This window comes from Acetobacter sp. AC2005, assembly GCF_037901235.1.
In the GTDB taxonomy this organism is placed as follows: domain Bacteria; phylum Pseudomonadota; class Alphaproteobacteria; order Acetobacterales; family Acetobacteraceae; genus Acetobacter; species Acetobacter oryzoeni.
This window is the reverse complement of the sequence record NZ_CP149627.1, coordinates 40,911-63,204: the sequence shown is the minus strand read 5'-3', so window position 1 is coordinate 63,204 and position 22,294 is coordinate 40,911. Positions and strand designations below refer to the sequence as shown.

Genomic DNA, 22,294 nt, shown 5'->3' with positions numbered 1-22,294 from the left:
CGTCTTGGAATACTTTATTCTTTATGGAATATTGTTAACGATATGGAGCCAGAGTAGCTTTATAAAGCTGCTGGAAAATGGACATGCAGCAACGTTTCGATACGGTAGATACATTGCCTGATGCGCAAACGCATTCAGAAGGGTTTCGTGTGAGTCGTGAGGCACGACAACATGCCCTGATTGAAGATTATGTTGAACTCATCGCAGATCTTCTGGATGAAGGGCAAGAGGCGCGGCAGGTTGATTTAGCCATCCGGTTGGGTGTTTCTCAGCCAACGGTCGCTAAAATGTTGATGCGTCTGGGTGATGAGGGGTTGGTGGTACGCAAACCTTATCGTGGTATTTTTCTAACACCAGAAGGGCGCGAACTGGCAGAAAAAGTGCGCGCACGCCACCGTACTGTTGAGGCGTTTCTTCTGGCTCTTGGTGTAAGCCCATGCAATGCACGAATTGATGCCGAAGGGCTGGAGCATTATGTGGGAGCCGAAACGCTCAAAGCTTTTCGGCTCGCCATTGATGCTGATCTTGGTAATTTCATGCAAAAAGCCAGAAAAAATAAAGGTGCCAGCTCTCTGAATATCAGGCGCTTTTAAAGCGAGAGATATCAATAATCAGATTATGCTGAGCCTGTAGACTGGGTTTGTGTGTAACTGAAACAATGGTGATGTTTGGCAGACTCTGCCGAAGGTGTGCGTAGAGGATATTCTCGGCAGTTTCATCCAGATTGGATGTGGCCTCGTCCAGAAAAACCCAATCAGGTTTGTTAAGCAGGATACGGCCAAACATAAGCCGCTGCTGTTCTCCGGAAGAAAGGGTTTGTTCCCATATTTCCTCATCCTTTAGTCTGGGCGCAAGTTGGGGCAGGCCAATTTGCCTTAAAATCTGTTGCAACACAGTGTCATCGTAATTTTCTGCCTCTAAAGGATAGCAAAGGATCTGCTTCAAGTTTCCTAAAGGCAGATAGGGGCGTTGCGGCATAAACATCATGCGCAACTGAGGTTGGTGAATGCAGCCAGAAGCAAAAGGCCAGATATTGGCCATAACCCGTAAAAGTGTGGATTTTCCTATTCCCGAAGGACCTGCAAGAGCAATGCTTTGCCCATGAGGTAGGGTAAGAGAAACATTTTGCAGCAGAATACTACCATCAGGTTTGAACACATCCACATTCTGCAAAATCATGTCTGACAGATCGGGGATTGTCTGACGTTCTATGGTCTGTTCGTATTCTTTTGCTCTGACCATCATACGCTGAAACATGGCAAGGCGGATGACATTTGCACGCCATTCAGCAAGGGAACTGTATGAAGAAGCAATCCAGCCCAATGCACCTTGAACACGAGAAAAAGCCAGAACAAGTTGCATGAGAGTACCAAAGCTGATTTTTCCGGCAAAATATCGAACAGAACCAACAAGCAGTGCGAAATTACCGGAAAGCACTTCCAAGCCGCTGGTAAGCAGGCCTAACCACTTGCTACGCTTCATGATCAGGAAAAAATTATCATACACGGCAGTAAAACGGGATGTTAAGGCGCCTTGCTCTCTTTTGCTGCCACCCGTGAGTGCAATACTTGCCGCATGGTTGCGAATATGCACAAGAGCGTAACGAAAATCGGCTTCTACTTTTTGCTGCTGCGTTTGCAAGTTAATAAGTTTGCGCCCGCAAAAATGCGTTATAATGGTTGCAATAATCGAATAAATAAGGGCAACCCACAGAAAATAACCAGGAATACGCAAACCAAATATAACAAGTGGTCCTGATAATACCCATAACAAACCAATATAACTTACGAGTGTAATAAGGTTTGAAAAAAGACTGGTAAATTGCGTAAGGGTATCTGCTGCAAAACGATCAATATCTTCCTGTATGCGCTGGTCTGGATTATCAGCGCTGATATTCATGTTGGCAGCCTGCATGGCAATAAGGAAGGCTGTATTCTGGTGGAGCCATTGTTGGCTCATGCTGCGAGTCATCCATGTGCGCCAGCGTAATTGCAGAAGTTGCTGCAGGTATGTAGCATAAACCCCGGCCAGTAGGGCGGGAATGGCAATCAGGAAAAATCCGGGAACAAAACCTTCAAAGGTATGAGAATACCAGAACAAACCACGTAGAAATGTTGATAAATCTTTTTGTTGTAGGGCAGTATAATAGATATTGCGTGAAAAAGACTGCCATACATCCAGCCCCACCATAAGAAGCGTTAAGCCAAGAACTGCTATAATAAGCAACCATGCTTTCTTACGATCTTCAGAAGAAAAATACGGGCGGCTGAGGAACCATAAATCACCCATCATCTGAAAAAGTTGCTTCACCCGAATGTCCCAAGATCTTTGATAATTATGTTATGTTATAATATGTCCAAAAGGCAGTAAATTACCTTGTGGCATCTGCACACTGAGATGGTGAGGTTGGTAGTAATGCAAGTTCTTTCATAATCGGTTGTTTTGTACGAAGTGCTATTGGCTTGAAGATTGAATAATATATTTGCAAGGAGAGATTGAAATATGGCGCCAAAATAAGTTAAGGATTGCGCCAATTTGCAACGGTCCCGCGCAAGCGGGTTTGAAAGGGAATGCCGGAGTTTCAATTACTGAAACCTAGTCGGCAACTGCCCTCGCAACTGTAGGCGGAGAGCACATTACTTCATGGTCGCATAAAGCGGCAGCCACTGGTGGCAGCATCGGGAAGGCTGAGTAACGTGTGATGACCCGTAAGTCAGGAGACCTGCCGTTGTTGTCTAGTTTGATCGCCGGGCGAGGGAACCGGAGATGGATGATGTCATGTTTACTCTTCTGCCTTTGGCAGATTTCTTCTCAAATTTTTCAGGCATTCTCCCTTCACTTTGTATGGTGAAGCCAAACAATGCCTGACCTGACAAACAAAATATGGAAGAAATTTCCATATTCATTGCATTGCTTGCTCTTGGTTGCCGGCGTTTGGGGAACTCTACCTACTTTTGCACATGGTGAAGAAACACAAATCGAGGAAGATCGTCGTCGTCTTGGCAATTCTGGGCCGCTGATTGAGCAGATTGATCCGGCTACGGTGCGGGATTCCCAGCGTGCTTCAGAAGACGCGGCAGCAGAGAAAAAAGGCGATGACACCCCAGATATGAGCGACCACCTGCTGGGCAACATGTGGGGCGCGCGAGACTGGATGGCCAAACACGGTATCAGCTTTGACATTCAGGAAGTGGATGAGTTGTGGGGAAACACCACAGGTGGCACGGCTTCCAGGGCTGATGGCGCCAGTGGTTCGGGCACTGGCCCCGCCTATGATGGGGTAACCATGCCAACCCTGACGGTGGATCTGGAAAAGCTGATCGGGCTGAAGGGCGGCACATTCAACGTCAGGGCCCTGCAGCTGCGCGGGCGCTCCATCTCGCAGGATCATCTGGCCAACTTCAACCCCGTCAGCGGGTTCGAGGCCGATCGTTCCACCCGACTGTTCGAGCTGTGGTATCAGCAGTCCTTTCTGGACGGCAAGCTGGACGTCAAGATCGGGCAGCAGGATCTGGATACCGAGTTCCTGATCAGTGATTACGGGGCCTTGTATCTGAACTCCAACTTCGGCTGGCCCATGGCCCCATCGGTCAACCTGTATGCAGGGGGGCCATCCTGGCCGCTGTCTTCTCCGGCAATCCGCATCCGCTATCGTCCATCAGACAAGTTCACCTTCATGTTTGCCGCAGCGGATGACAACCCGCCGGGCAATCGCAACAACTCCTTTGGCATCCAGAACGGCGGCAACAGCGCAGATCCCACCAACCAGAACACCAATGATGAAGATGGCGCCAACTTCAACATGGGCACTGGCGCGCTGCTGATTACCGAACTGCAGTATGCCCTCAACCCCCAGCCTGATGACATGTCACACGTCACCAAGGATCCTGGTCTGCCGGGTATCTACAAGCTGGGCGGATATTACGATACGGCCAAATTCCCTGATTATCGCTACAACAATCAAGGCAAGGCTTTAGGGAGTGCGGCTGACACCACAGGCATTCCACGGTGGGATCGGGGCAACTGGATGGTATATGGCATCATTGACCAGATGATCTGGCGACCCTCGCTCCAGTCTCCTCAGTCTGTGGGCGTTTTTGCGCGTGCCACGGGCAATGGGGGAGATCGCAACATGATCAGCTTTGCCATTGATGCAGGCATCAACCTCAAGGCGCCCTTCAAGGGGCGTGACAATGACACGGTGGGTCTGGGCTGGGGTATTGGCCGGGCTTCTTCTGGCCAGCGGCGATATGATCGTAACTCCGGCGCGCCGGTGCAGGGTAATGAAAACCATCTGGAACTCACCTATCAGGCCCAGGTGATGCCGTGGTGGGTCATGCAGCCGGACTTCCAGTATGTCTGGCATCCCTCTGGCGGGGTGACTGACTGGACAGGTAACCGTCTCGTCGGGAACGAAGCCATCTTCGGCCTCCATTCCAATATCACTTTCTAGGGGAGGGGGGAGCAGCAGGCGTGTTCGGAATGCTCTTGCTGTCAGGCTTTGTCATTCTATGATGAGGGCCGACCAAACCATGACGTTCTGTTTCAAACTCTTTTGTGCCTGCTCCGGTAGGCTCTATTAAAAAGGATACAACACCATGAACACATCTGTTCATACGGCTATGCCGGTTGCGGCAGCGGGCCAGAGCATTCCGGTTCGCGCCATTCTGCCTTGGGCTGTTTTCGGCCTGATTGTTTCTGCACTGCTGATCTACTTTGTGGGTGCAGAGCAAGGTGCCACTTCCCTGATTTCCGGGCACGCCGTGCATGAGTTTGTGCATGATGGCCGCCATCTGCTTGGTTTCCCCTGCCACTAAGGCATTAGAAGAAAGTTTTACTCATGGTTGGTCGTCTTTTGGCCCGCGGCATGGTCGCGGGCATTCTGGCTGCATTGCTTTCTTTTGTATTTGCAAAGATTTTTGGTGAACCACAGGTAGCATTGGCCATTGCGTTTGAAGCGGCGCAGGATGCCGCGGCTGGTGCCGCGCCAGAGCCGGAAATTGTCAGCCGTGGTGTGCAGGCATCGTGGGGGCTGCTGACAGCCGTGCTGATGCACGGTGCTGCATATGGCGGTATTTTTGCAATTGTTTTTGCCTTTGCCTATCAGCGCCTTGCCGCATTAAGTCCGCGCAGTATGGCGCTGTTGCTTGCTGGTGTTGGGTTTTTAACATTTGTGCTGATCCCAGATCTAAAATACCCACCAAATCCACCGGCTGTTGGGCAGGAAGAAACCATTGGCCTAAGAACGGAAATGTATTTTGCAATGGTTGGCCTTGCCGTTGCTGTTTCCATGATTTCTTTGTTGGTGGGGCGTGCGCTGTCTCATGTCATAGGATATTGGAACGGTGTTGTGTGCAGCATTGTTCTGGGGATCGCACTTGTTGCTGCGGCGCAGTTTGGTTTACCTGATATCAATGAAGTGCCTGACAATTTCCCTGCTGTAGTGCTTTGGCGCTTTCGGGAAGCATCCATTGGAATGCAGATAGTTTTGTGGTCTGTTCTGGGGCTGGTGTTTGGTGCTCTGGCAGAAAAATGCCTGCCAGAAGCAAATGGAATGGCAAGGAAGGTTGCTTGATTGAGGTTAGAGAACAAACTTTATAAAATATAAATGCACAAAATAGCATTGGGTGATCCTGTAATGGGCTAACCCGATGCTATATAAGGGATGCTCTGGCTAAGGTTTTGACGGAGACGTTATCTTTTGCCAAAGCCTGAAAACGACTTCTCCCACTTGTCAGATTAAACTTGCCGTAGGTATAATCAAAAAAGTAATTTATCGATGGTTCTACGCGAGTAGATTAAAAGGGAACCCCGTGCTTCTGTAGGTTATACAGGAAAGTCGGGGGCTGCTCCCGCAACTGTAGGCGGTATGTTATCTCTTCGGTGCCAGAAATGGCAGGCCACTGGTGATTTCACTGGGAAGGCCAGAAGGGTGACGCGAAGCCGTGAGTCAGGATATCTGCCATTGATTGTGCAACCATACTGCCGGACGGGATGATCCGGAAGTGGGGGATATAGATCATGCAGATTATAATACCTGCATATTCCAGATTATTTTGCGTGCAGAACCTGCACTCTTTCAGCGTTGACCCTCTTCCTGCTTAAAAACTGATTATCAGTGCAGATCTATTGGCTTTGTGTTCATGCCATAGGGGTAAACTGCGCGTGTTGCTTTGTAAGTAAAAGCTGGAAAGTTTATGAGACATGACATTACAAAACTGCGCATCCCACTGTGCGGAGCTTGATAGCCTTATCCTGTGTTATTTGCAGGAACGACATAGTTTGTCTTTTGGCCGTGTAGAAAGGGTTCAATCGTGAGGTTACCTTTTATTTCTACAACAAGCCATGCTTCACATCCGTTGCTTGAAAAAATTATCATGCTTGCGCCAGACAGAACGTGTATTTCCAAATTTTTCGGGCCAGAATATTTTCTACCTGTTGAAGTACAACTGCAACAAAACGGCTATGATTTGTTCGAGTGTATGATTACAGGTTTACCCGTTCATCATCAGGCACGGGGTGATTATCTAGAAGCGCACTTTAGGCCATTGCTGGATGCAACACTGGATATGGTAATGGCATTGCAACATGTTTCTGCTTGCACGTCAGGAACAGAATATGTGCAAACTTATATTGCCGTGCAAAATCTTATTGGTGCACAAAAAGCTGCAATGGCTATGTATTGCAGTACTTACAATTACGAAAAAAAATCTGTTGAATAGAGAATGTTCTTTAAAAATCTTCAGCTATGCATAAGGAGAATTTGTTTTTCTGATAGACGTTTGGTAGGTAATTTTAACAAAATCGATGGTTTCGTGCAAACGGATTAAAAGGGAACGCTGTGATATCCATGCGCTGGTTGGCACCAGTAATGGATTAAGTCAGAGACTGTGCCCGCAACTGTAGGCAGAGATTTTTTCGGATATGTGTTTTATTGTAAACATAAAACAGTCACTGGTGCTGGCGTACCGGGAAGGCAGCCGAAAAAGATAGATCTGCAAGTCAGGAGACCTGCCATCGTTGTTTCACCATGTCGTCGGGCGGGATGAACCGAAGGCAGGACGAAAAACATGTACAGATCAGTATGGCAGATGGCTGCCTGTCGGTTAACGAATGTTATGGTGGCGAGCACTGGGTCGGAGCAGGTCCAATGCAGCGAAATGCTTTTGTTCGCAAGTGCATGAACCTGTCTTGGCCATAACCCCGACATACAGCCATGAGAGTTGCTATGAGCCACATCATCAATTTCCCGGCCCAAAGTGGAGCTTCCAGACCTTATCTGTCTTCGAAATTACTGACAGAAGGACAGCGCCGCTTTATTCTTTCTCTCCCCATAAGCGGAGATTATGGTATTCCAGCAACAGATATCGGAAGTATACGCACTTCTTTGATATTGATGGGGTATGTCGAGGCAGGGTATTCCTCTCGCTGGGGGCGTGCTGCTGCACGCCTGACGCGCAGAGGGTGTATATTGCATCAAAAACTGATGTCGAAAAAGGGCATCTGATGACACAGCAGGAAAAAAAACCTTCTAACCATCGCGAACTTTCTGTTGGCGAATTGGTCCATATCGCTACAACCGTTTGCCGTGGTGAGCAACAGGTGGTTTGGTCGGACTATTCTATTTTAACCCGTCAAAGATTGATGACAACGATATGGGATTTGACCAGAAACGGAAGTGTAGAAAAATATAATCATCTTACTATCTCCGAGCATGAAGAAAAAAATATCATAAATAAATTAGATGGTTTGTACTTATTAAATAATAAGAAAATATTGGATTTTATAAGAATGTTTTTAGGCTTTATAAGTCCGCTTCATGCGTTGCATTATAGGAATGAAATCATTAAAATTTTATCGTATTAACTATTTATTATTCCATATTTTCCGGCCCATGTCTTGCTTGTAGCAGGGAATGGGCCGGGGTACACATACAATGGTTTTTATGGATGATAGCCTTGTTGGCTATCATAATCCCCTTGAAAAATCATTTTATGAAACGGTGAATGTGTACATTTATGAAGATGCACGTTTTTGAGTATCATGATTCAGTCCTCCAGTATCAGGCGAGATACCTCGTGCACGCAAAAGTTGAATTGCCCCGGGTTTTGTGGAGACGTTTTTTATCTGATTTAAGCGGCTAATGCATGTGATTTCTGTTGTGCATAAAAGCGTGCCTCAGCTTCTGCTGGCGGGATGTTTCCAATGGAGGACAGGAGCCGCCGATTATTGAACCAGTCGACCCATTTAAGTGTTGCCAGTTCAACAGCTTCCCTGGCCCCTGCCGATAGATGAGTTCGGTTTTGTAAAGTCCGTTAATGGTCTCTGCTAAGGCGTTATCATAGGAATCCCCAACACTGCCGACAGAAGCAACGAGCCCCGCTTCAGCCAGTCTTTGCGTGTAACGAATGGACACATATTGACAGCCGCGGTCGGAATGGTGGGTCACTTTTCCCTCAGGTCGCCTCTGGCACAGAGCCTGCTCGAGAGCATCCAGCACGAAGTCGGTATGAGCCGTTGAGGAGACGCGCCAACCCACAATAACCCGTGCGAATACATCAATGATGAAGGCCACATAAACAAAGCCCTGCCATGTGGAAAGTAGAGTAGGAAGCGCATATGCGCTTCCCCTCTCCGAACCGTACGTGCACCTTTCAGCGCATACGGCTCTCCGTTCAGGCTCGGCTTAGAGCCATTGCCACATCATGATAACGGGAGGTGACCGTGCTCCGTGCTTCGTCCCTGAAGATATAGGGGTTTTGCTCGGGGTTCCGCCACCGGAATTGCGCTTTTGGGCTCGTGACGAGCCGTCGCAGCGCCTTTCCGACAAGATTGCCTTGTTCGCTTCGTCCATAGACCAGCCAAGTCTTGGACTGGCCCGTCTCCGGCACTCGATAGCATTTTCGCATCAGAGGCCTGATACGAGAACGATATTTCTGCGCCAGCCAGTGCGCCAGTTTCCAGAACACGACAGTGTCGATACGCCGGAATGTGCGCGCTGTGAAGTCCGTGAACCGGTAGAATGCCGCCCATCCTGCCAAGCGACGGTTCAGGGAGGCAATCATGTCAACCGCATTGATATCGTGATGTCCAGTGAGCGCCTCGGACAGTCCGTGAACAAAGGCCTTGGCTTTCTCCTTGGGTATTGTCGTGACCACGGACATACGCCCGCGTGATCCCCGTTTCCGAATGATCCGATTTCCCAGAAAGACAAAACCGTCGTCAACATGGGTGATATGGGATTTCTCCATATTCATCTTCAGTTTCAGACGGTTTTCCAGGAAATCCCGGCATTCCTCACGGATGGTTTCGGCATGTGCCTTTGTCCCTTTGACGATGACGACAAAATCATCGGCATAGCGACAATAGGCAACAGCGGGTTTCCACTGCCGGTTCTCACGAACCGTGATGGGCCGTTGCTGCTGTATGCCAAAATTCCATGCCCAACGGTCCTTTCGCGCTTTGTGGCTCAGGTATTTCGTCTCCAGCCATGTATCAAACTCATGGAGCATGATATTGGACAGAAGCGGTGACAGAACGCCACCTTGCGGAACACCCTCGCTGGCCGCCACGAACAGACCACGCTCGATGTGGCCTGCCTTAAGGATACGCCAGAGCAGATCAATGAACCGATCGTCCATTATCCGCCGCCGGATGCTGCGAAGAAGCAGCCTATGATGGACAGTGTCGAAGTAGCTCGCAAGATCACCTTCGATGACCCAGCGTCCCCTCGTGTCACTGCCATCCTGAAGCTGCAATTTCACCGTCCGGACAGCATGATGCACGCTGCGTTCCGGTCTGAACCCGTAGGAGAGACGATGGAAATCGCTTTCCCATATTGGGTCCATGACCATCAGCATAGCGCGTTGGACAATGCGGTCTGTCAAGGTCGGAATACCCAGCGGGCGCTGCTTGCCGTTCGCTTTCGGGATATAGATGCGCCTGACCGGCTTCGGGCAATACGTGCCGTTCAGCAGGTCCACACGCAGGTTTGCCAGATGTTGATCCAGCGTGTTCTGCATGTGACGCTTGTCTATTCCGTCTATGCCCGGTGTATGGGCGCCGCTCGACGCCAATACGATCCGGGCCGCTTCGGCAAGCCACTCCCGGCTGGCCATGAGCCGCAACAGGCGGTCGAACCGTCGGTTCGGGTCCGCTGCAGCCCATGTTGCAAGCTTGTGCTGCATTTCCCTGATTATCAAAGGTCTTCACCTCATTAGGTCAGTTAGTTTGCACTTCAAGCAGTCTGAACTGTTCCCCTTCGCCATGTGGCAGGCTTTCCCTGCCGCAGACTACTACGGGAACTCCGCCAGCTTGATGGACATCAGGGTCAACTCCCTTGGCATTCCACCAAGCCTTCCCTCGTTCGTATGCTGGACATCAGCGCGTTGGGGAGGCTGCCGGTCGCAGTCCTTTTCCTTGCGTTCCGCAAGTCGATACCGATGCCGTGGTCTGGCTGTGTTCTCCCCACGGCTCCCAGCAGACACCATACGTGTGTGCCTGCATTCGGACCCCGCTGACTTACATCTCCAGCGGCGTCATCAGTATTCCGCCTGTTAAACCGTGTAGGCAGAGGCGACATTTCAGCCCTCGGATGCGGGTTAACCGGTTCGTGTTCCTCAACCTTCCAACGCTTCAGCCTCGGGAACCATCTCGGCTTAACGGTTTCGCCTCAGTCCCCTTTACCTGCGGGCTACGTCACCCTGCCAGTTGACAGCAGGTCACCGCCGCTTGGGCTCATGTTCCCCCACAGCAGGGAACAAGGCAGTAGTTCTGTTCCTCCTTTCTCCTTTGCATTCCAGTCATACGCTCCCCCAGACCATCCGGGGCGAGGCGCACCGTAAGTAAAATCCGAAACCCAGAGTCTGTTGGGGGCAGGAGCATGAAACTGGCGCTGCACCAGATCCTGCGGACACGGACGTTGCGGATCAGGCCGTGTGGTTCTGCCCCCCTTGCCACGAATGACGCCTTTCAGCCCCATCCGGCGCATCAGCCGCTCTACCGTGCAGCGGGCGACATCCAGGCCTTCACGTCTGAGCTGATGCCAGACCTTGCGCGCTCCATAGACGCAGAAATTATTATTCCACACTCTACGGATGTCATCGCACAGTTCTTTGTCTTTCTGGCTGCGCACACACGGATTTTTCTGTCTGGCAACAGTTGCATAATAGGCAGATGGTGCAATCGACAGAACCCTGCAGATTGACCCGACACCATATGTCTGCCGGTGCTCCTCAATGAAGCGTGTCATGGCTTGAAGATGCGGTCGAGCTCTCCTTCCGCAAAATATGCCGACGCCTTACGCAGGATTTCATTGGCCTGCCGCAATTCGCAGTTCTCTCGCTCCAGTTGCCTGATCTTCTCTCGATCAGGCAGGTCACTCACCGCAGGCGCATTGGCACGTTCATGCAGACGGGTCCATTTTGACAGCGTGTCAGGATGAATATCCAGCTTTGGCGCTATCATCATCACTGCAGACCACCGCGAAGGATGGTTCTTCTCTTCCTCCAGAACCATGCGGGCTGCACGGTCACGAAACTCAGGCGGAAAACGCTTCGATTTATTGCTCATGAATTCTTCTTACCTCACGGGTCTTTCTGTCTCCACAAAACCCGGGGCAATTCACCCCGTGCGTCCCGGCTCGGGCATCAGTGGCGCGATGCGCGCCCATTCCTCCTCCGTCATATCAGACGGATAACGCTTCGTCTTGCGGGTAATCCTGGCCATGCGGCCTCTCTGCTCTGGCGTCCACATCCAGAGCTTGAATCACACTTCAGCGACTTTCCAAACAGGCTCTTATGTAAAAACCATATATAAAATATCTGAGTATTGTATTTTTATATTGATACCAATCAATAAACTCTAAGGTTCATAGGTATATACACTTGTCTTGCGGCATGGTCTGTGATGTCAGCCGCAAAATAGGAGGCGAGTTACTATGCCAAAATCAGTAGTTAATCCCGAATTCCTTCCCATTCTTGAGAAAATGCCATCTTTTGATGGTCTTTCGTCGCTTTCACTGCCAGAAGTGCGAGAAGTTTTTCTAACATCTGTGCGCCTTATAGAAGGTCGGCCTCTGCCAGATGTTATCACGCGGGAAGAATACGTACCGGGGTTGAACAATGCCCCAGATGTGCGTGTGGTTGTTTATACGCCGCGTGAAGTGCAGCCCAACGCACCTGCTATGGTTTATATTCATGGTGGCGGTCTTGTTTCTGGCCATCCAGAAGTGGATGACCCCAAATGCCAAAAGCTGGCCAGTGATCTGGGCTTTCAGATTTTCTCGGTAGATTATCGGCTGGCGCCTGAGGTCAAATATCCCGGTGCGATTGAAGACTGTTACGCAGTGCTGAAATGGGTGCATGAAAACGCCAGCAAACTTGGTATTTCGCGTGATAAGGTTGTTGTTGCGGGTGAAAGTGCAGGTGGTGGTTTAAGTGCAGCGCTGAGCCTGATGGCGCGTGACAAAAAAGAATATAAACTGGCTTTTCAGTTGCTTATTTACCCCATGCTGGATGATCGCACGGCAATAAACAGTGATCCGGGCGCTAATTTTGGCGAATTTGTCTGGACACGTTCTGCCAACAAATACGCATGGCAGGCTTATCTGGGTGATAAAGCGGGTGGCCCGCAAACGCCACCATATGCAGCAGCTGGCCGAGCAACTGATCTGGCAGGTTTGCCTCCCACCTTTATTGGTGTGGGATCAATGGATCTGTTTTTGAAAGAAGACCTTGATTACGCAACCCGCCTGATGGCAGCGGCCGTGCCAACGGAAGTTATGGTGGTGCCGGGGGCGTATCATGTGTTTGATATGTATGTGCCAGATGCCGAACTTTCCCGTAGGTTTATGGATGCCTACTGTGCAGCACTTAAACGCACATTGAATCTGTAATATCAACAGTGCCTGACAGGTTGTTTAGCCTGTCAGGCTGTGGTGTTAGCTTTACCCACCACCTCTGCATGAAGCCATTTCTCGGGTGGAAACTGCTTCCGATGCAGCCTTGCGAAGCTGCAAGGCACAACTTTGCGCAGAAATAATCATTCTTTGTGCGCTAGCAGAAAAGGGCAGCCTGCCGCCGCTTTTGCCTGCTGCAATAAGTGCAAGATCCTTATACGCATCTACAAAAATATTTTGTGCAACACTGCCAATATCCTCACAGCCGCCTAAATCTGTCGGCTGGAACATGTTTTTTGCGCGAAAACAAAGCAGAGAGATGGAGGGTTTGAAAAACCCTCTGGTTTTAGGTCTCTCTCTGTGATTCCCTCTTTTGTGTGATGATTGGGGGGATGGCTCATGAAACAGTCTGGTTTTTTTTGGACTTGTGACGGTTTTGTGCCGGTATGTGATCTCTTTTACGCGCCTTTGGCCTCGAAAGCGAGGGGGCTGATACTCCCGAGATAGGAATGGCGCCGTCGCGAATTATAGAAGCCGTTGATGTATTGAAAGATGGCGGCAGTTGCCTGACGCCGTGTTGGCCAACTTTGTCTCCAGAGCATTTCGGCCTTGAGGCTCTTGAAAAAGGTCTCGACCACGGCGTTGTCGTAGCAGTTTCCCTTGCCGGACATAGACGGTATCATCCTGTATTCCATTAATTTTTTCTGGAAATCATGGGAGCAGTATTGGCTGCCGCGATCAGAATGGAAAATGCAGCCAGACAACGGATTGCGTAGACGTACCGCCATATCGAGCGCCCTGATCGCGAGGTCCTTTCTCATCCGGTCACTGGCGGCCCAACCGATAACGCGGCGGCTGAACAGGTCAATGACGACGGCAAGGTAAAGCCAGCCTTCGCTGGTCCAGATATAACTGATGTCGCCTGCCCATTTCCGATTGGCGGTATCGGCCATGAAGTTGCGGTCCAGAATATTGTCAGCAAAACCAAGGGAATGCCGACTATCGGTCGTAACTTTGTGCCGACGTGTACGCACGGGACGAATATCGTTGGCTTTCATCAGTCGCCCCACACGACGCTCACCAACATCAAGCCCTGCTTCCTTGAGTTCCATGGTCATCCGCGGACGACCATAGGTCCGGTTGCTCAGGGCATAATGCTCGCGGATATGCGCTAGAACCTTCAGGTCAGTGCGCTGGCGCTCGCACAGGGGCCTGGAAACCCACGCCCGATAGCCACGCGTCGAGACTTGCAGGACCCGACACAAGCGCACGATGGGCCAGCGGTCACGATGTTCCCTGATAAACGCGAACCTCACGTCTTTTGGCTCGCGAAGAACTGCGTGGCTTTTTTTAATATGTCCCTCTCCTCCCGCAGAACACGGTTTTCCAGGCGAAGACGCTCGTTCTCCCGGGCGAGGTCCATCTGCGTTTCAGACACTGTCGCTGTCAGATCGCTCGACCGATACTGCGAAATCCAGTGGCTCAGCGTTGATTTGCCAATCCCCAGATCCGCCGCAACCCGTGCCCTGGGCAAACCGCTGCTCAGCGCGATCCTGACCGCCTCACGGCGAAACTCTTCCGTCTGCTTCAATGCCATGGTCTCATGCCTTTTCCTATTGAAAGCTTTAAACGCTTAGTCAACCGGCACAAAACCGTCACAAGTCCATCCTTCCACTCTCGTGAAAATATCACACCATCAAACCCCGGGACTAAACACCTAAGTTACGGCTTTCAATTCATAGTCCACATGGAACCCATCGTAAGGAAATACGACTTTATCGCCGATCTTTTCAAGCAGACCTGCTGCCAACAAGACTTGAATATCACCGTGAGTAGCTTTCACGTCCCGTCCAATGAGCTTACTCAGACCTCTTATCGACATGGGCTTTCGGCCTGACATCACCTGCAACAACTCCTGACGACGTGGTGTCAGCGTTCTCCACATGAGATCAAGCGTTATGAATGTATGACGGGGCTCCTGTTTTTTACCTTCAAACGCTGCAGCCAGTCGTTTGCCCACCTCATCCAAACCATCGAAACCAATCAGAAGAATTTCTTTCTTCTTCTGGCTACGCAGAACGTCTTTCATTTCAACCATTCTCTCACATCCTCCAAAAAATCATCTTTTAAGGTCTGCAAATCTTGAAATGTGTAAGAAACTTCTACGGCTCCTATGTGCTTATGGTCTCCTTTTCCTGACTCATTGTCATATCGCAGAACGCATTTGCCATCCGATATCAGAGCCAGACGATACTTGTAGTGGTGCAAACTGCCTCTCAAGGGAGAAGGAACCTCCCAGACCACCAATTCGATAAACACCCGTTCTGAAAGGGTGATTTTCTCTTTCATAATGGAACGGGCTTTCGTCATGGAGACGATTATAATTTAGCATGTTGTCGTTGTCCACAACAACAACGATTCCTTGGCGCGACGGCACCACTGATAGAACACCAATTGTTGAGTATATTTACCCTATACCATACTTAACTTCAAACTCCGTCTTTTATCCGAAACAGGCCCCCTTCCCCATATCTACTTGCGATAATTCCACTTATCGCAACTAGGTAGAGGACCATAAAAAAAGGCCCTGTGTGTCGAAAACCAGAAGATAATGATAATCCGCCGCTGACTGCCGTTTTTGTCGCCGAAAAAACCACTTAATCGCGATAAAAATGCAGAAGATAATGATAAAAATCCACTGATTGACGATAAATTAGACATAAGAGGCTACAAGCCAAAACGGTGCGGTGACGATCCTTCGCCCCGTATTCTCACCTTGGGGTGCAGCCAGACCATATAATTGTCTGCCGTGAGTGGTTCATTCGCCTCAAACAGAGGCTCAAATTAGATTGACTGCAATTAAGGGCCCAAATGGCGCCAGATTCTCCTCACAGTAAACGACTTTTTTCAACAGAATTCTTTGTAAGAGGACATTCACTCGGTAAGTCGGCTGATCTCGGCTGAATTTTGATACACTGAAAAGAATGTTCATGCTTTAAAGTGACCAGTTTAGTAGTCAGGAGTGTGATATGCAGACTGTGAATTTGGTAGATGCAAAAGCCCACCTCAGTCGCCTGATTGATCAGGCAATGCAGGGCGAGCCTGTTCGCATTATGCGTCGAGGAAAGGTTATTGCACAGATCAACAAGATTACACGCGAGCGTAGACCTATAAACTTGAATGCTTTACGCGCTCTAACGGCAAACATGACACCCCAGACAGTACCAGCAAGAGATATGATGCGGGATATGCGCGACGAGGCACGATATTGAACGTCTATATCGACACATCCGTGCTGGTTGCGGCGCTGACCAACGAAGCCGAGACAGAGCGGATGCAGTCGTGGCTTGCCAGACAAACTCCAGACGATTTGTTTATCAGTGACTGGGTTGCTACTGAATTCTCTTCAGCGCTTTCAATCAAGCTACGGGCAGCACAGATCACAGTGACCGATCGTGCTAATGCTTTAGCCCTATTCACCCGCCTTTCCGCTGAAAGCTTCGAACTTCTGCCTGTAACCACCCAGCAGTTCAAAACGGCAGCTCGTTTCTCAGATCAATATACTTTGGGGCTGCGAGCAGGTGATGCTTTACATCTCGCAATCTGCGCGGATCATGGAGCGACGTTATGCACTCTGGATCGACGCCTCGCTGAGGCAAGACCTCATGTCGGTCTTAGGACAGAATTACTGTAATTTGTTTGTTATGGGAGAATTCTGTTGGAAAAGTCAGGTCGAGGTGCCCAGTTAGAATTTCGTATGCAATCAGGAATGAAAATTCCCCACGATTACAGCATTCTAAATGTTGCAATATCGGACCTGATTGCTGCATAGAAGCTCTGTCGCGATCTTTTTAACAGAATTAAAGCAGGCATGCCACTCCCCGCCCCATCGCCGACATAAACGCTATAAAATAAGAGCTCAAATTTCACTTGCTGTTTTTATCACTAATCAGTGGTTTTTTCTCGGCCAAATAGAATATTATCCATATTAAATGGATTCATAACTCACTGATAAAACAGCATTCGAATTAACATTATCTTCTCGTTTTCGACAAGGTTTGTCGAAATTCCTTAGGCTCAGGACTCATTCTTGAAGATAGAAGATGAAGCTTGCTGCAATGTGGATTGCGGACATGAATGTATGAGCGCAGCGGTCGTATCTGGTCGCAACACGTCGCCAGTCTTTCAGATTTGCGAACATGTTTTCGATCAGATGGCGCTTTTTATACAGATGCCAATTGTAAGGTGGCTTTGATTTCCGGTTCTTCTTCGACGGAATACAGGCTGTGATATTGCGTTCTGCAAGCGATCACCTGATCTGGTTGCTGTCGTAGCCTCTGTCGCCGATGACTTCTTCTGTTTCATCGGGAAGGTCAGCCAGCAGAACATCAGCGCCTTTGAAGTCACTGACCTGCCCCGCAGTCAGATGTAGACGGACCGGTCGGCCATGATCATCGCACACGGCGTGAAGCTTTGAGTTCAGGCCGCCTTTTGTCCGTCCGATATGGCGGGGAAAAGCCCCTTTTTGAGCAGGGACGCCGATGTCCGGTGTGCCTTGAGGTGTGTTGCATCAATCATCAGACGCTTCGAACGGCCAGCCTGTTCTGTCAGGGCGACAAAGATCCTGTCAAAAACACCGAGGCGGCTCCACCGGATAAAGCGATTATACAAAGTCTTGTGCGGACCATACGCTTTCGGGGCATCCTTCCACTGAAGGCCGTTGCGGATGACATAAACGATCCCGCTCAGAACACGCCGGTCATCCACGCGTGGCACGCCGTGCGCCAGAAGAAAAAAAGGCTCAATCCGCTCCATCTGGCGCTCAGACAGCATAAACACATCACTCACAGGCTACCCTCCATCGGTAAACCTGTGAATCACAACCTCTTGCTCAGTTCAATAAATTAATAGGTCCTGAGCCTAGCTGCGGTTTGTCCAGGACACGGGTTGCGGCGGATATGGGGATTAGCAAATCAACGCTGAGCCACTGGATTTCGCAGTCCCGAAATCGGGCCACCGTCAACTGTTCGAAACAGTGAAGATAGGTGAGATACAGTGCTTAACACCCAATATCAGGTTGAGTCGGAACCAAGGCAGGACTGCCATAAAGACAGTTTCACTCTCTGCCTACGGGCTATTTCTCCACGCAGGCAGGAAAGGTAAGGCTTCAGAACGTGGCGGAAAGGCTCACGTTGAATGAACGGCCCATGCCCGGCAAGGCGCGGGTGGTGCCGATATAACGTGTATCACCAAGAGAGAGACCACCCAGCGGCAAGTAGTAAGGCTGGTTGAGCACGTTATCAATTCCGGCATCCAGCGTCAGCATCTTCCAAGTGTAGCTGCCGCCAAGGTTCAGCAGGGCATAGCCTGCGGTGCGGGGTTCGCCGCGCAGCCAGTCCACGGTGTCCTTGGGTTTGACAAAGTTCATCTCCACCCGACCGGTCCAATGGCCCACTGTTTCATGTACAGCCACCGTGCCGTTAAGCGGCATCATGTGGTACAGGCCGGAATGTGTGACCTCATCCTGTCCACGCACCCAGTTGAGGACGCCGGTGACTTCACCCTTGCCATATTTTGCTGTGTCCCACAGCGTGTAATGGCCGGATGCGTTAATGCCGTAGGTCTGGGCATTGTGATTGGCAAATTGCAGCAAATGGTGCCCGTTGGAGAAAGTGCTCAACTGTACCACGTTGATGTAATTGTGCACGTAACTGTAATAGGGCTGGACCGTCAGACCCCAGCGGTTGGCGGCAGTGGGGTCATGCCAGTCCAGCGTCACGCTGGCCGTGTTGGCGATTTCTGACTTCAGATCCATGTTGCCCACATAGCCGTTGCCATCGCCAAACCAGCCGATCATGCTGGAAGACATGGTGCCACGGCCCCACGCATAGCGTTCATACAGGTTGGGCGCGCGGGATTTACGGGCGTAGCCGCCTTCCAGCGTAAAGCTGTCTGTTACCTTCCAGCGAGCCATGGCGGTGACATCAAAATTCACATCCGTCCGCCCCCGGTTGTGGGCGTTGAAGGCGCGGGCAGCCATGGCATCCTTCATGTTCATCATGCCTGTCCATGAATAGGGAGCCACGGCTCCCGTGTTCATCATGATCAGATCATTGCGGAACCCCAGCAGGGTAGAAACGCGCGGCGTCCAGTGGGCTTCCCACTCGGCATAGTGGCCCAGCCGGTCGCGGTGGCCGTTATTGATGTTGTGGTAGGTGTCCGGCCCCATCATCATGCTGCCTTGCAGCGGTGGCCACCAGTCATTCAGTCCCACATGGTCAAACCCGCTGCCCAGCTTGAGGATATGAAAATGCCCTAGCGGAATGGTGGCCTTGAGCGAATAACCCGCCAGACGGGAGTCATTGTTCATGGGCATGCCGGTAGTGGCGGAATGGCCACCCTTGTCTGCCAGCATGTCCATGGCGTGGGTAATGCGCTGCCAGTAGCCACGGGCTTCAAACGTGCCCCAGTCAAATGATCCGGTATATTTGCCGTTTACAAAGGTGGAGCGGTTGTTGGTCATATCCATATACTGGTTGGCAAAGCCCTCGCGCGGGGTATCCTGCTGCCCCACGGTAATGGCCACCAGATGGTTGTCCTTGTGCAGGCCCACCGTTACGGCGTGATTATAGGTCAGGTAATTGGTGGAGTGCACGGTGCCCATGCCCGCGCCACCCCGATAATCGCCTGACTGATCATAAGAACCCGTATAGCGGATGCTGAGCAGATGGTTGGCAACCGTGACGGAACCGGAAGCCCCGTAGGCCCCGCCATTGCTGCGGTAGGTACCGCGCACCCGGCCTGTCACAAGAATTTTTCCCTTGCGGGCAAAGCGTGGGTCTGCCCGCTCCACATCAATGGTGCCGCCCAGACTGTCGCCCCCGCTGCTGACAGGGGTCAGGCCCGCAATGCTGGTGGCAGTCTGCACGCTGTCCGGATCAATGTAGGAGAGGGCGGGATTCATGTGGTTGGGGCAGGCGGGAGAGATGCGCACGCCATCCACAATAGTGGCGACGCGATCATCCGCCATGCCGTTCAGCACGGGCAGATTGGCCAGCCGCCCGCCGCCGTAGGAACTGAACCCCGGCTGGTTACGGAACAGCGAGGACACATCCGGGCTGGAAAGCCGGGACATGCGCTGTGAGCTGGCATCGGGCGAGGACGCTGTCAGTGGGGCATCGGAGAGGGAGGTTTCCTCTTCCTCATCCGTTGAGATATCCAGCCGGGGCAGTGTGACAACGGCACTGCCAGAGGCCGTGTTGCTCTTGCTGGCGCTGACCTGCGCAGCCGCTGTTTGCGCCAGCGCAGCGGAGATGGTGGAGGCCGCGCACACCGCAGCAATGCCCCACGCCCACGTCGGCACGCGGCATCGGTTGATAAGCGTGATCATAAAAACAATCCTGAAAACAAAGCGTGCAGAACCCTTTTTTCTTCGGTCATGAGGCCAAAAGGGCACGAAGAAGCTTTGTTCAGGCAGGAGGCCCACGTGAGGGCGGCAAGCCAAGCTGAACGCTGGGCGGTGCGCGTGGGGTGGAGGCGCTGCTGCCGCGCCGCATCCACCGCAGAATGGGCGGGGGCACCAGTAATAAGGCCACGGGGAGCGCCGCTGGGAGCGAAAGAAGCGGGCAAAGCGGGCACTGCTCCACCCCATGATGGTGGCCGGAATGCGGCTGCGTGGATTTACCCGCAATGGCCGCTGCCATGTGATGGGCATGTGCGGCCATCATATGATGGTGCTGGGTCGGGCCCACTCTGGTGGGCAGGCCCACCGCGCCTTCTGGCGAGGCAAGGCCAGAACCCTTCTGCCCTGCGCCAGCGGACGTTGCATCCAAGACTTCATCGGGCGCGGAGAGGGAAGCTGCAATATCCACGCCCAGAAGGCGGGCTATGGTGGCGCGGGGCAGTTCATCCGGTTGCGCAAAGCTCTGAAGGGCGAGCAGGCTGAGAAAGCCCACCAGTGTCACCACCACCAGCGACAATTTCAGCAGCGTATGCAACGGGTGGGTGGTGCGGGCCATCAGAGCAGCCGGAACTCCTGTCTGTGCGGGCCATGGTGGGTTGGACCAAAGGTGGGACGTGGCTTTGCTTTATTTATCTATGTGAGGATTTGTGTCAAACGTATGACTGCCGCAAAAGTGATCTTTCTGATTGAAGGCGGCGGCGAGAGGTATAAAATCACGGGAAAAAGCCCACACAGACCACGCAGAAAACAGGCAGGCACGCGTGCAGGTCGGCATAAGTGGCAAGGCGTCGCAGCTGTTTGGGTGCTTGGGTGTATCTGCCTTGTGTTGTGGGTATGGGCCGTTCAGGACCAAAGGATGAAGGAACGCGGACGGGTGAAACCGCACGGCAGACTAGGGCAGGATGACGATGCACTAACGCCAGACGTGCGTGCACGGTTAGAGGGGGGCGTATTTTCTGCTCGACAGAGCCGGACTAGCCGGGTGTGGCATCTGGCTCTTCTGGCAGCAGTAGTCGGGCACGGGGTAATTACAGCCTGCCTGCTAGTGACATTTCATCCATGGCATCCGTCGAAAGCACCGGGGCAGAAAGCTGTAGAGATGGTGTTTGAATCTCCTGTCAGCAAGCCCGTCAGCGCTGCGAACCTCACTTTTGTAACCCCGCCTCAGGAACTGGTTCCTACTCCTGAGCAGGTAGAACCACTCAGTGTGCCTCCTACGGCTAATCTCTTTTATGCCACTCAGTCCTCTGAGATAACACCGCCAGACGAGGCGCTTGCTTCCTCGCTGGGAGCGCCTCCCATGCCAGCGGATACACCACCCGTGCCGCGCATGACAAATATCTTTCCGCCTGTTGCCACACAGCGGGCCGCTCCAGCACATGAGCATCGGCCTTCAGCTCACTCTTCTCAAATATCCATGCCTCGCAAGGCGGCAGTACCATCTACACCCAAGACGAGTTTGACTTCGCATTCTCCGAAGGTGGCGACACCTCCTGTTTCCACTTCTGCTCGTACTGCGGCCAGTCAAATTCAGTTGGCTCCTGCAGCACAGAACTCTGCTGCTGCTGCGCAACCAGCGGCGGCATCGGTGGCTCATGTAGCCAACGGGAGCGGGGCACGCACGCTTACTTGCTCCCCACCGCAGACGCATTATCCTCCCATGGCCCGGCATCTGCACGAAGAAGGAGAAGGCGTGGTAGAGATCACTTTGGCAGCAGACGGAGCCATTACTACAACCCGACTGGTGCAGAGTACTGGCTATGATGATCTGGATGCACAGGCACTGGCTGCTGCTCGTGGGTTGCACTGTGCCGCACCGGCTTCAACACCTATGGTAGGGCGAATTCCGGTCGGATTTCATATTCGTTAGGTGGAGGGTTCGAAAAACCCCCTAGTTTTGAGTTCTACTCTGTGATTCCATTTTCCTTGCGTTG

Annotated in this window: 20 protein-coding genes, 4 pseudogenes, 3 riboswitches and 1 other annotated feature; of the genes and pseudogenes, 11 read left to right on the top strand and 13 right to left on the bottom strand. The window is 51.5% G+C overall.

Annotation, left to right across the window (positions count from 1 at the left end):
* The first annotated feature begins 77 nt into the window (after nt 1-77).
* Nucleotides 78-593, top strand: coding sequence for a manganese-binding transcriptional regulator MntR (gene mntR, locus QQM41_RS13995; RefSeq protein WP_339078265.1), 516 nt, complete (start codon nt 78-80; stop codon nt 591-593).
* Here mntR and QQM41_RS13990 read toward each other — a convergent pair.
* Nucleotides 580-2,310, bottom strand: coding sequence for an ABC transporter ATP-binding protein/permease (locus QQM41_RS13990; RefSeq protein WP_339078264.1), 1,731 nt, complete (start codon nt 2,308-2,310; stop codon nt 580-582). The two genes, mntR and QQM41_RS13990, sit on opposite strands and share 14 nt — an antisense overlap.
* Nucleotides 2,311-2,524: 214 nt before the next feature.
* A riboswitch (cobalamin riboswitch) is annotated at nt 2,525-2,745 on the top strand.
* A 115-nt stretch (nt 2,746-2,860) separates the two neighbouring features.
* Between QQM41_RS13990 and QQM41_RS13985 the strand changes: the two genes are divergently transcribed.
* From QQM41_RS13985 to QQM41_RS13960, 6 genes are all read left to right on the top strand, one after another.
* Nucleotides 2,861-4,453 carry a carbohydrate porin gene (locus QQM41_RS13985; protein ID WP_339078263.1) on the top strand — a complete coding sequence of 531 codons (1,593 nt, stop codon included), beginning with the start codon at nt 2,861-2,863 and terminating at the stop codon, nt 4,451-4,453.
* Nucleotides 4,454-4,598: 145 nt separating this feature from the next.
* Nucleotides 4,599-4,817, top strand: coding sequence for a CbtB-domain containing protein (locus tag QQM41_RS13980; protein WP_003627697.1), 219 nt, complete (start codon nt 4,599-4,601; stop codon nt 4,815-4,817).
* A gap of 23 nt (nt 4,818-4,840) precedes the next feature.
* Nucleotides 4,841-5,575 (top strand): CbtA family protein, encoded by a 735-nt coding sequence (locus QQM41_RS13975; RefSeq protein ID WP_339078262.1) that lies wholly within the window; start codon nt 4,841-4,843, stop codon nt 5,573-5,575.
* A gap of 188 nt (nt 5,576-5,763) precedes the next feature.
* Nucleotides 5,764-5,982: riboswitch (cobalamin riboswitch) on the top strand.
* 332 nt (nt 5,983-6,314) lie between these two features.
* On the top strand, nt 6,315-6,722 hold the full coding sequence (locus tag QQM41_RS13970) for a hypothetical protein (protein ID WP_281854885.1): 408 nt from the start codon (nt 6,315-6,317) through the stop codon (nt 6,720-6,722).
* A gap of 69 nt (nt 6,723-6,791) precedes the next feature.
* A riboswitch (cobalamin riboswitch) is annotated at nt 6,792-7,034 on the top strand.
* Between the two features lie 194 nt (nt 7,035-7,228).
* Nucleotides 7,229-7,507: a hypothetical protein gene (locus QQM41_RS13965; RefSeq protein WP_250698235.1), complete on the top strand. Its 279-nt coding sequence runs from the start codon at nt 7,229-7,231 to the stop codon at nt 7,505-7,507.
* On the top strand, nt 7,507-7,866 hold the full coding sequence (locus QQM41_RS13960) for a hypothetical protein (protein WP_012813171.1): 360 nt from the start codon (nt 7,507-7,509) through the stop codon (nt 7,864-7,866). Before QQM41_RS13965 ends, QQM41_RS13960 begins: the two co-directional genes overlap by 1 nt.
* 266 nt (nt 7,867-8,132) lie before the next feature.
* Here QQM41_RS13960 and QQM41_RS13955 read toward each other — a convergent pair.
* The 5 genes and pseudogenes from QQM41_RS13955 to QQM41_RS13940 all read right to left on the bottom strand — a co-directional run.
* Nucleotides 8,133-8,608, bottom strand: a pseudogene (locus tag QQM41_RS13955) (IS3 family transposase); the annotation flags it as partial.
* Nucleotides 8,609-8,675: 67 nt separating this feature from the next.
* On the bottom strand, nt 8,676-10,187 hold the full coding sequence (gene ltrA, locus QQM41_RS13950; RefSeq protein WP_339078261.1) for a group II intron reverse transcriptase/maturase: 1,512 nt from the start codon (nt 10,185-10,187) through the stop codon (nt 8,676-8,678).
* A gap of 506 nt (nt 10,188-10,693) precedes the next feature.
* Nucleotides 10,694-11,251: an IS3 family transposase gene (locus QQM41_RS15750; protein ID WP_408874590.1), complete on the bottom strand. Its 558-nt coding sequence runs from the start codon at nt 11,249-11,251 to the stop codon at nt 10,694-10,696.
* Nucleotides 11,177-11,293, bottom strand: a sequence feature (AL1L pseudoknot). (Overlaps the previous gene by 75 nt.)
* Nucleotides 11,294-11,373: 80 nt before the next feature.
* Nucleotides 11,374-11,517 (bottom strand): annotated as a pseudogene (locus QQM41_RS15745) (IS3 family transposase); the annotation flags it as partial.
* A 108-nt stretch (nt 11,518-11,625) separates the two neighbouring features.
* Nucleotides 11,626-11,754: pseudogene (locus QQM41_RS13940) on the bottom strand (transposase); the annotation flags it as partial.
* 184 nt (nt 11,755-11,938) lie between these two features.
* Between QQM41_RS13940 and QQM41_RS13935 the strand changes: the two are divergent.
* Nucleotides 11,939-12,895 carry an alpha/beta hydrolase gene (locus QQM41_RS13935; protein ID WP_003624578.1) on the top strand — a complete coding sequence of 319 codons (957 nt, stop codon included), beginning with the start codon at nt 11,939-11,941 and terminating at the stop codon, nt 12,893-12,895.
* Nucleotides 12,896-12,946: 51 nt separating this feature from the next.
* On the opposite strand, the gene QQM41_RS13930 is transcribed toward QQM41_RS13935, so the two are convergent.
* The 4 genes from QQM41_RS13930 to QQM41_RS13915 form a co-directional block, all read right to left on the bottom strand.
* A complete protein-coding gene (locus QQM41_RS13930) occupies nt 12,947-13,189 on the bottom strand; it encodes a hypothetical protein (RefSeq protein ID WP_124297158.1) in 243 nt (80 codons plus the stop codon).
* Nucleotides 13,190-13,356: 167 nt separating this feature from the next.
* A protein-coding gene (locus tag QQM41_RS13925) for an IS3 family transposase (RefSeq protein ID WP_339078260.1) occupies nt 13,357-14,495 on the bottom strand; the annotation gives its coding sequence in 2 pieces (ribosomal slippage) (nt 13,357-14,252 and nt 14,252-14,495; 1,140 coding nt in all).
* A 120-nt stretch (nt 14,496-14,615) separates the two neighbouring features.
* On the bottom strand, nt 14,616-14,996 hold the full coding sequence (locus QQM41_RS13920; protein ID WP_339078259.1) for a transcriptional regulator: 381 nt from the start codon (nt 14,994-14,996) through the stop codon (nt 14,616-14,618).
* Nucleotides 14,984-15,247, bottom strand: coding sequence for a DUF6516 family protein (locus QQM41_RS13915; RefSeq protein ID WP_231862534.1), 264 nt, complete (start codon nt 15,245-15,247; stop codon nt 14,984-14,986). The genes QQM41_RS13920 and QQM41_RS13915 overlap by 13 nt, the downstream gene beginning before the upstream one ends.
* Nucleotides 15,248-15,927: 680 nt before the next feature.
* Between QQM41_RS13915 and QQM41_RS13910 the strand changes: the two genes are divergently transcribed.
* Nucleotides 15,928-16,170, top strand: coding sequence for a type II toxin-antitoxin system Phd/YefM family antitoxin (locus QQM41_RS13910; RefSeq protein ID WP_063355034.1), 243 nt, complete (start codon nt 15,928-15,930; stop codon nt 16,168-16,170).
* Entirely contained in the window at nt 16,167-16,592 is a 426-nt protein-coding gene (locus QQM41_RS13905; RefSeq protein ID WP_339078258.1) for a type II toxin-antitoxin system VapC family toxin, read from the top strand. Before QQM41_RS13910 ends, QQM41_RS13905 begins: the two co-directional genes overlap by 4 nt.
* Before the next feature lie 390 nt (nt 16,593-16,982).
* Here the strand turns inward: QQM41_RS13905 and QQM41_RS13900 are convergent.
* From QQM41_RS13900 to QQM41_RS13890, 3 genes and pseudogenes are all read right to left on the bottom strand, one after another.
* Nucleotides 16,983-17,746 (bottom strand): annotated as a pseudogene (locus QQM41_RS13900) (IS5 family transposase).
* Nucleotides 17,747-18,065: 319 nt separating this feature from the next.
* On the bottom strand, nt 18,066-20,288 hold the full coding sequence (locus QQM41_RS13895; RefSeq protein ID WP_339078257.1) for a TonB-dependent receptor domain-containing protein: 2,223 nt from the start codon (nt 20,286-20,288) through the stop codon (nt 18,066-18,068).
* Nucleotides 20,289-20,367: 79 nt separating this feature from the next.
* Nucleotides 20,368-20,916 carry a hypothetical protein gene (locus tag QQM41_RS13890; protein WP_003626866.1) on the bottom strand — a complete coding sequence of 183 codons (549 nt, stop codon included), beginning with the start codon at nt 20,914-20,916 and terminating at the stop codon, nt 20,368-20,370.
* 300 nt (nt 20,917-21,216) lie between these two features.
* Here QQM41_RS13890 and QQM41_RS13885 point away from each other — a divergent pair, with 300 nt between their 5' ends.
* On the top strand, nt 21,217-22,230 hold the full coding sequence (locus QQM41_RS13885; RefSeq protein ID WP_339078256.1) for a TonB family protein: 1,014 nt from the start codon (nt 21,217-21,219) through the stop codon (nt 22,228-22,230).
* The last annotated feature ends 64 nt before the right edge of the window (nt 22,231-22,294 follow it).

Excerpts from the sequence above, each read along its gene's own strand:
- mntR (WP_339078265.1), top strand. The coding sequence starts at position 78 with ATGGACATGCAGCAACGTTTCGATACGGTAGATACATTGCCTGATGCG.
- QQM41_RS13985 (WP_339078263.1), top strand. The coding sequence starts at position 2,861 with ATGCCTGACCTGACAAACAAAATATGGAAGAAATTTCCATATTCATTG.
- QQM41_RS13980 (WP_003627697.1), top strand. The coding sequence starts at position 4,599 with ATGAACACATCTGTTCATACGGCTATGCCGGTTGCGGCAGCGGGCCAG.
- QQM41_RS13975 (WP_339078262.1), top strand. The coding sequence starts at position 4,841 with ATGGTTGGTCGTCTTTTGGCCCGCGGCATGGTCGCGGGCATTCTGGCT.
- QQM41_RS13965 (WP_250698235.1), top strand. The coding sequence starts at position 7,229 with ATGAGCCACATCATCAATTTCCCGGCCCAAAGTGGAGCTTCCAGACCT.
- QQM41_RS13960 (WP_012813171.1), top strand. The coding sequence starts at position 7,507 with ATGACACAGCAGGAAAAAAAACCTTCTAACCATCGCGAACTTTCTGTT.
- ltrA (WP_339078261.1), bottom strand. The coding sequence starts at position 10,187 with ATGCAGCACAAGCTTGCAACATGGGCTGCAGCGGACCCGAACCGACGG.
- QQM41_RS15750 (WP_408874590.1), bottom strand. The coding sequence starts at position 11,251 with ATGACACGCTTCATTGAGGAGCACCGGCAGACATATGGTGTCGGGTCA.
- QQM41_RS13935 (WP_003624578.1), top strand. The coding sequence starts at position 11,939 with ATGCCAAAATCAGTAGTTAATCCCGAATTCCTTCCCATTCTTGAGAAA.
- QQM41_RS13930 (WP_124297158.1), bottom strand. The coding sequence starts at position 13,189 with ATGTTCCAGCCGACAGATTTAGGCGGCTGTGAGGATATTGGCAGTGTT.
- QQM41_RS13920 (WP_339078259.1), bottom strand. The coding sequence starts at position 14,996 with ATGGTTGAAATGAAAGACGTTCTGCGTAGCCAGAAGAAGAAAGAAATT.
- QQM41_RS13915 (WP_231862534.1), bottom strand. The coding sequence starts at position 15,247 with ATGAAAGAGAAAATCACCCTTTCAGAACGGGTGTTTATCGAATTGGTG.
- QQM41_RS13910 (WP_063355034.1), top strand. The coding sequence starts at position 15,928 with ATGCAGACTGTGAATTTGGTAGATGCAAAAGCCCACCTCAGTCGCCTG.
- QQM41_RS13895 (WP_339078257.1), bottom strand. The coding sequence starts at position 20,288 with ATGATCACGCTTATCAACCGATGCCGCGTGCCGACGTGGGCGTGGGGC.
- QQM41_RS13890 (WP_003626866.1), bottom strand. The coding sequence starts at position 20,916 with ATGGCCCGCACCACCCACCCGTTGCATACGCTGCTGAAATTGTCGCTG.
- QQM41_RS13885 (WP_339078256.1), top strand. The coding sequence starts at position 21,217 with ATGAAGGAACGCGGACGGGTGAAACCGCACGGCAGACTAGGGCAGGAT.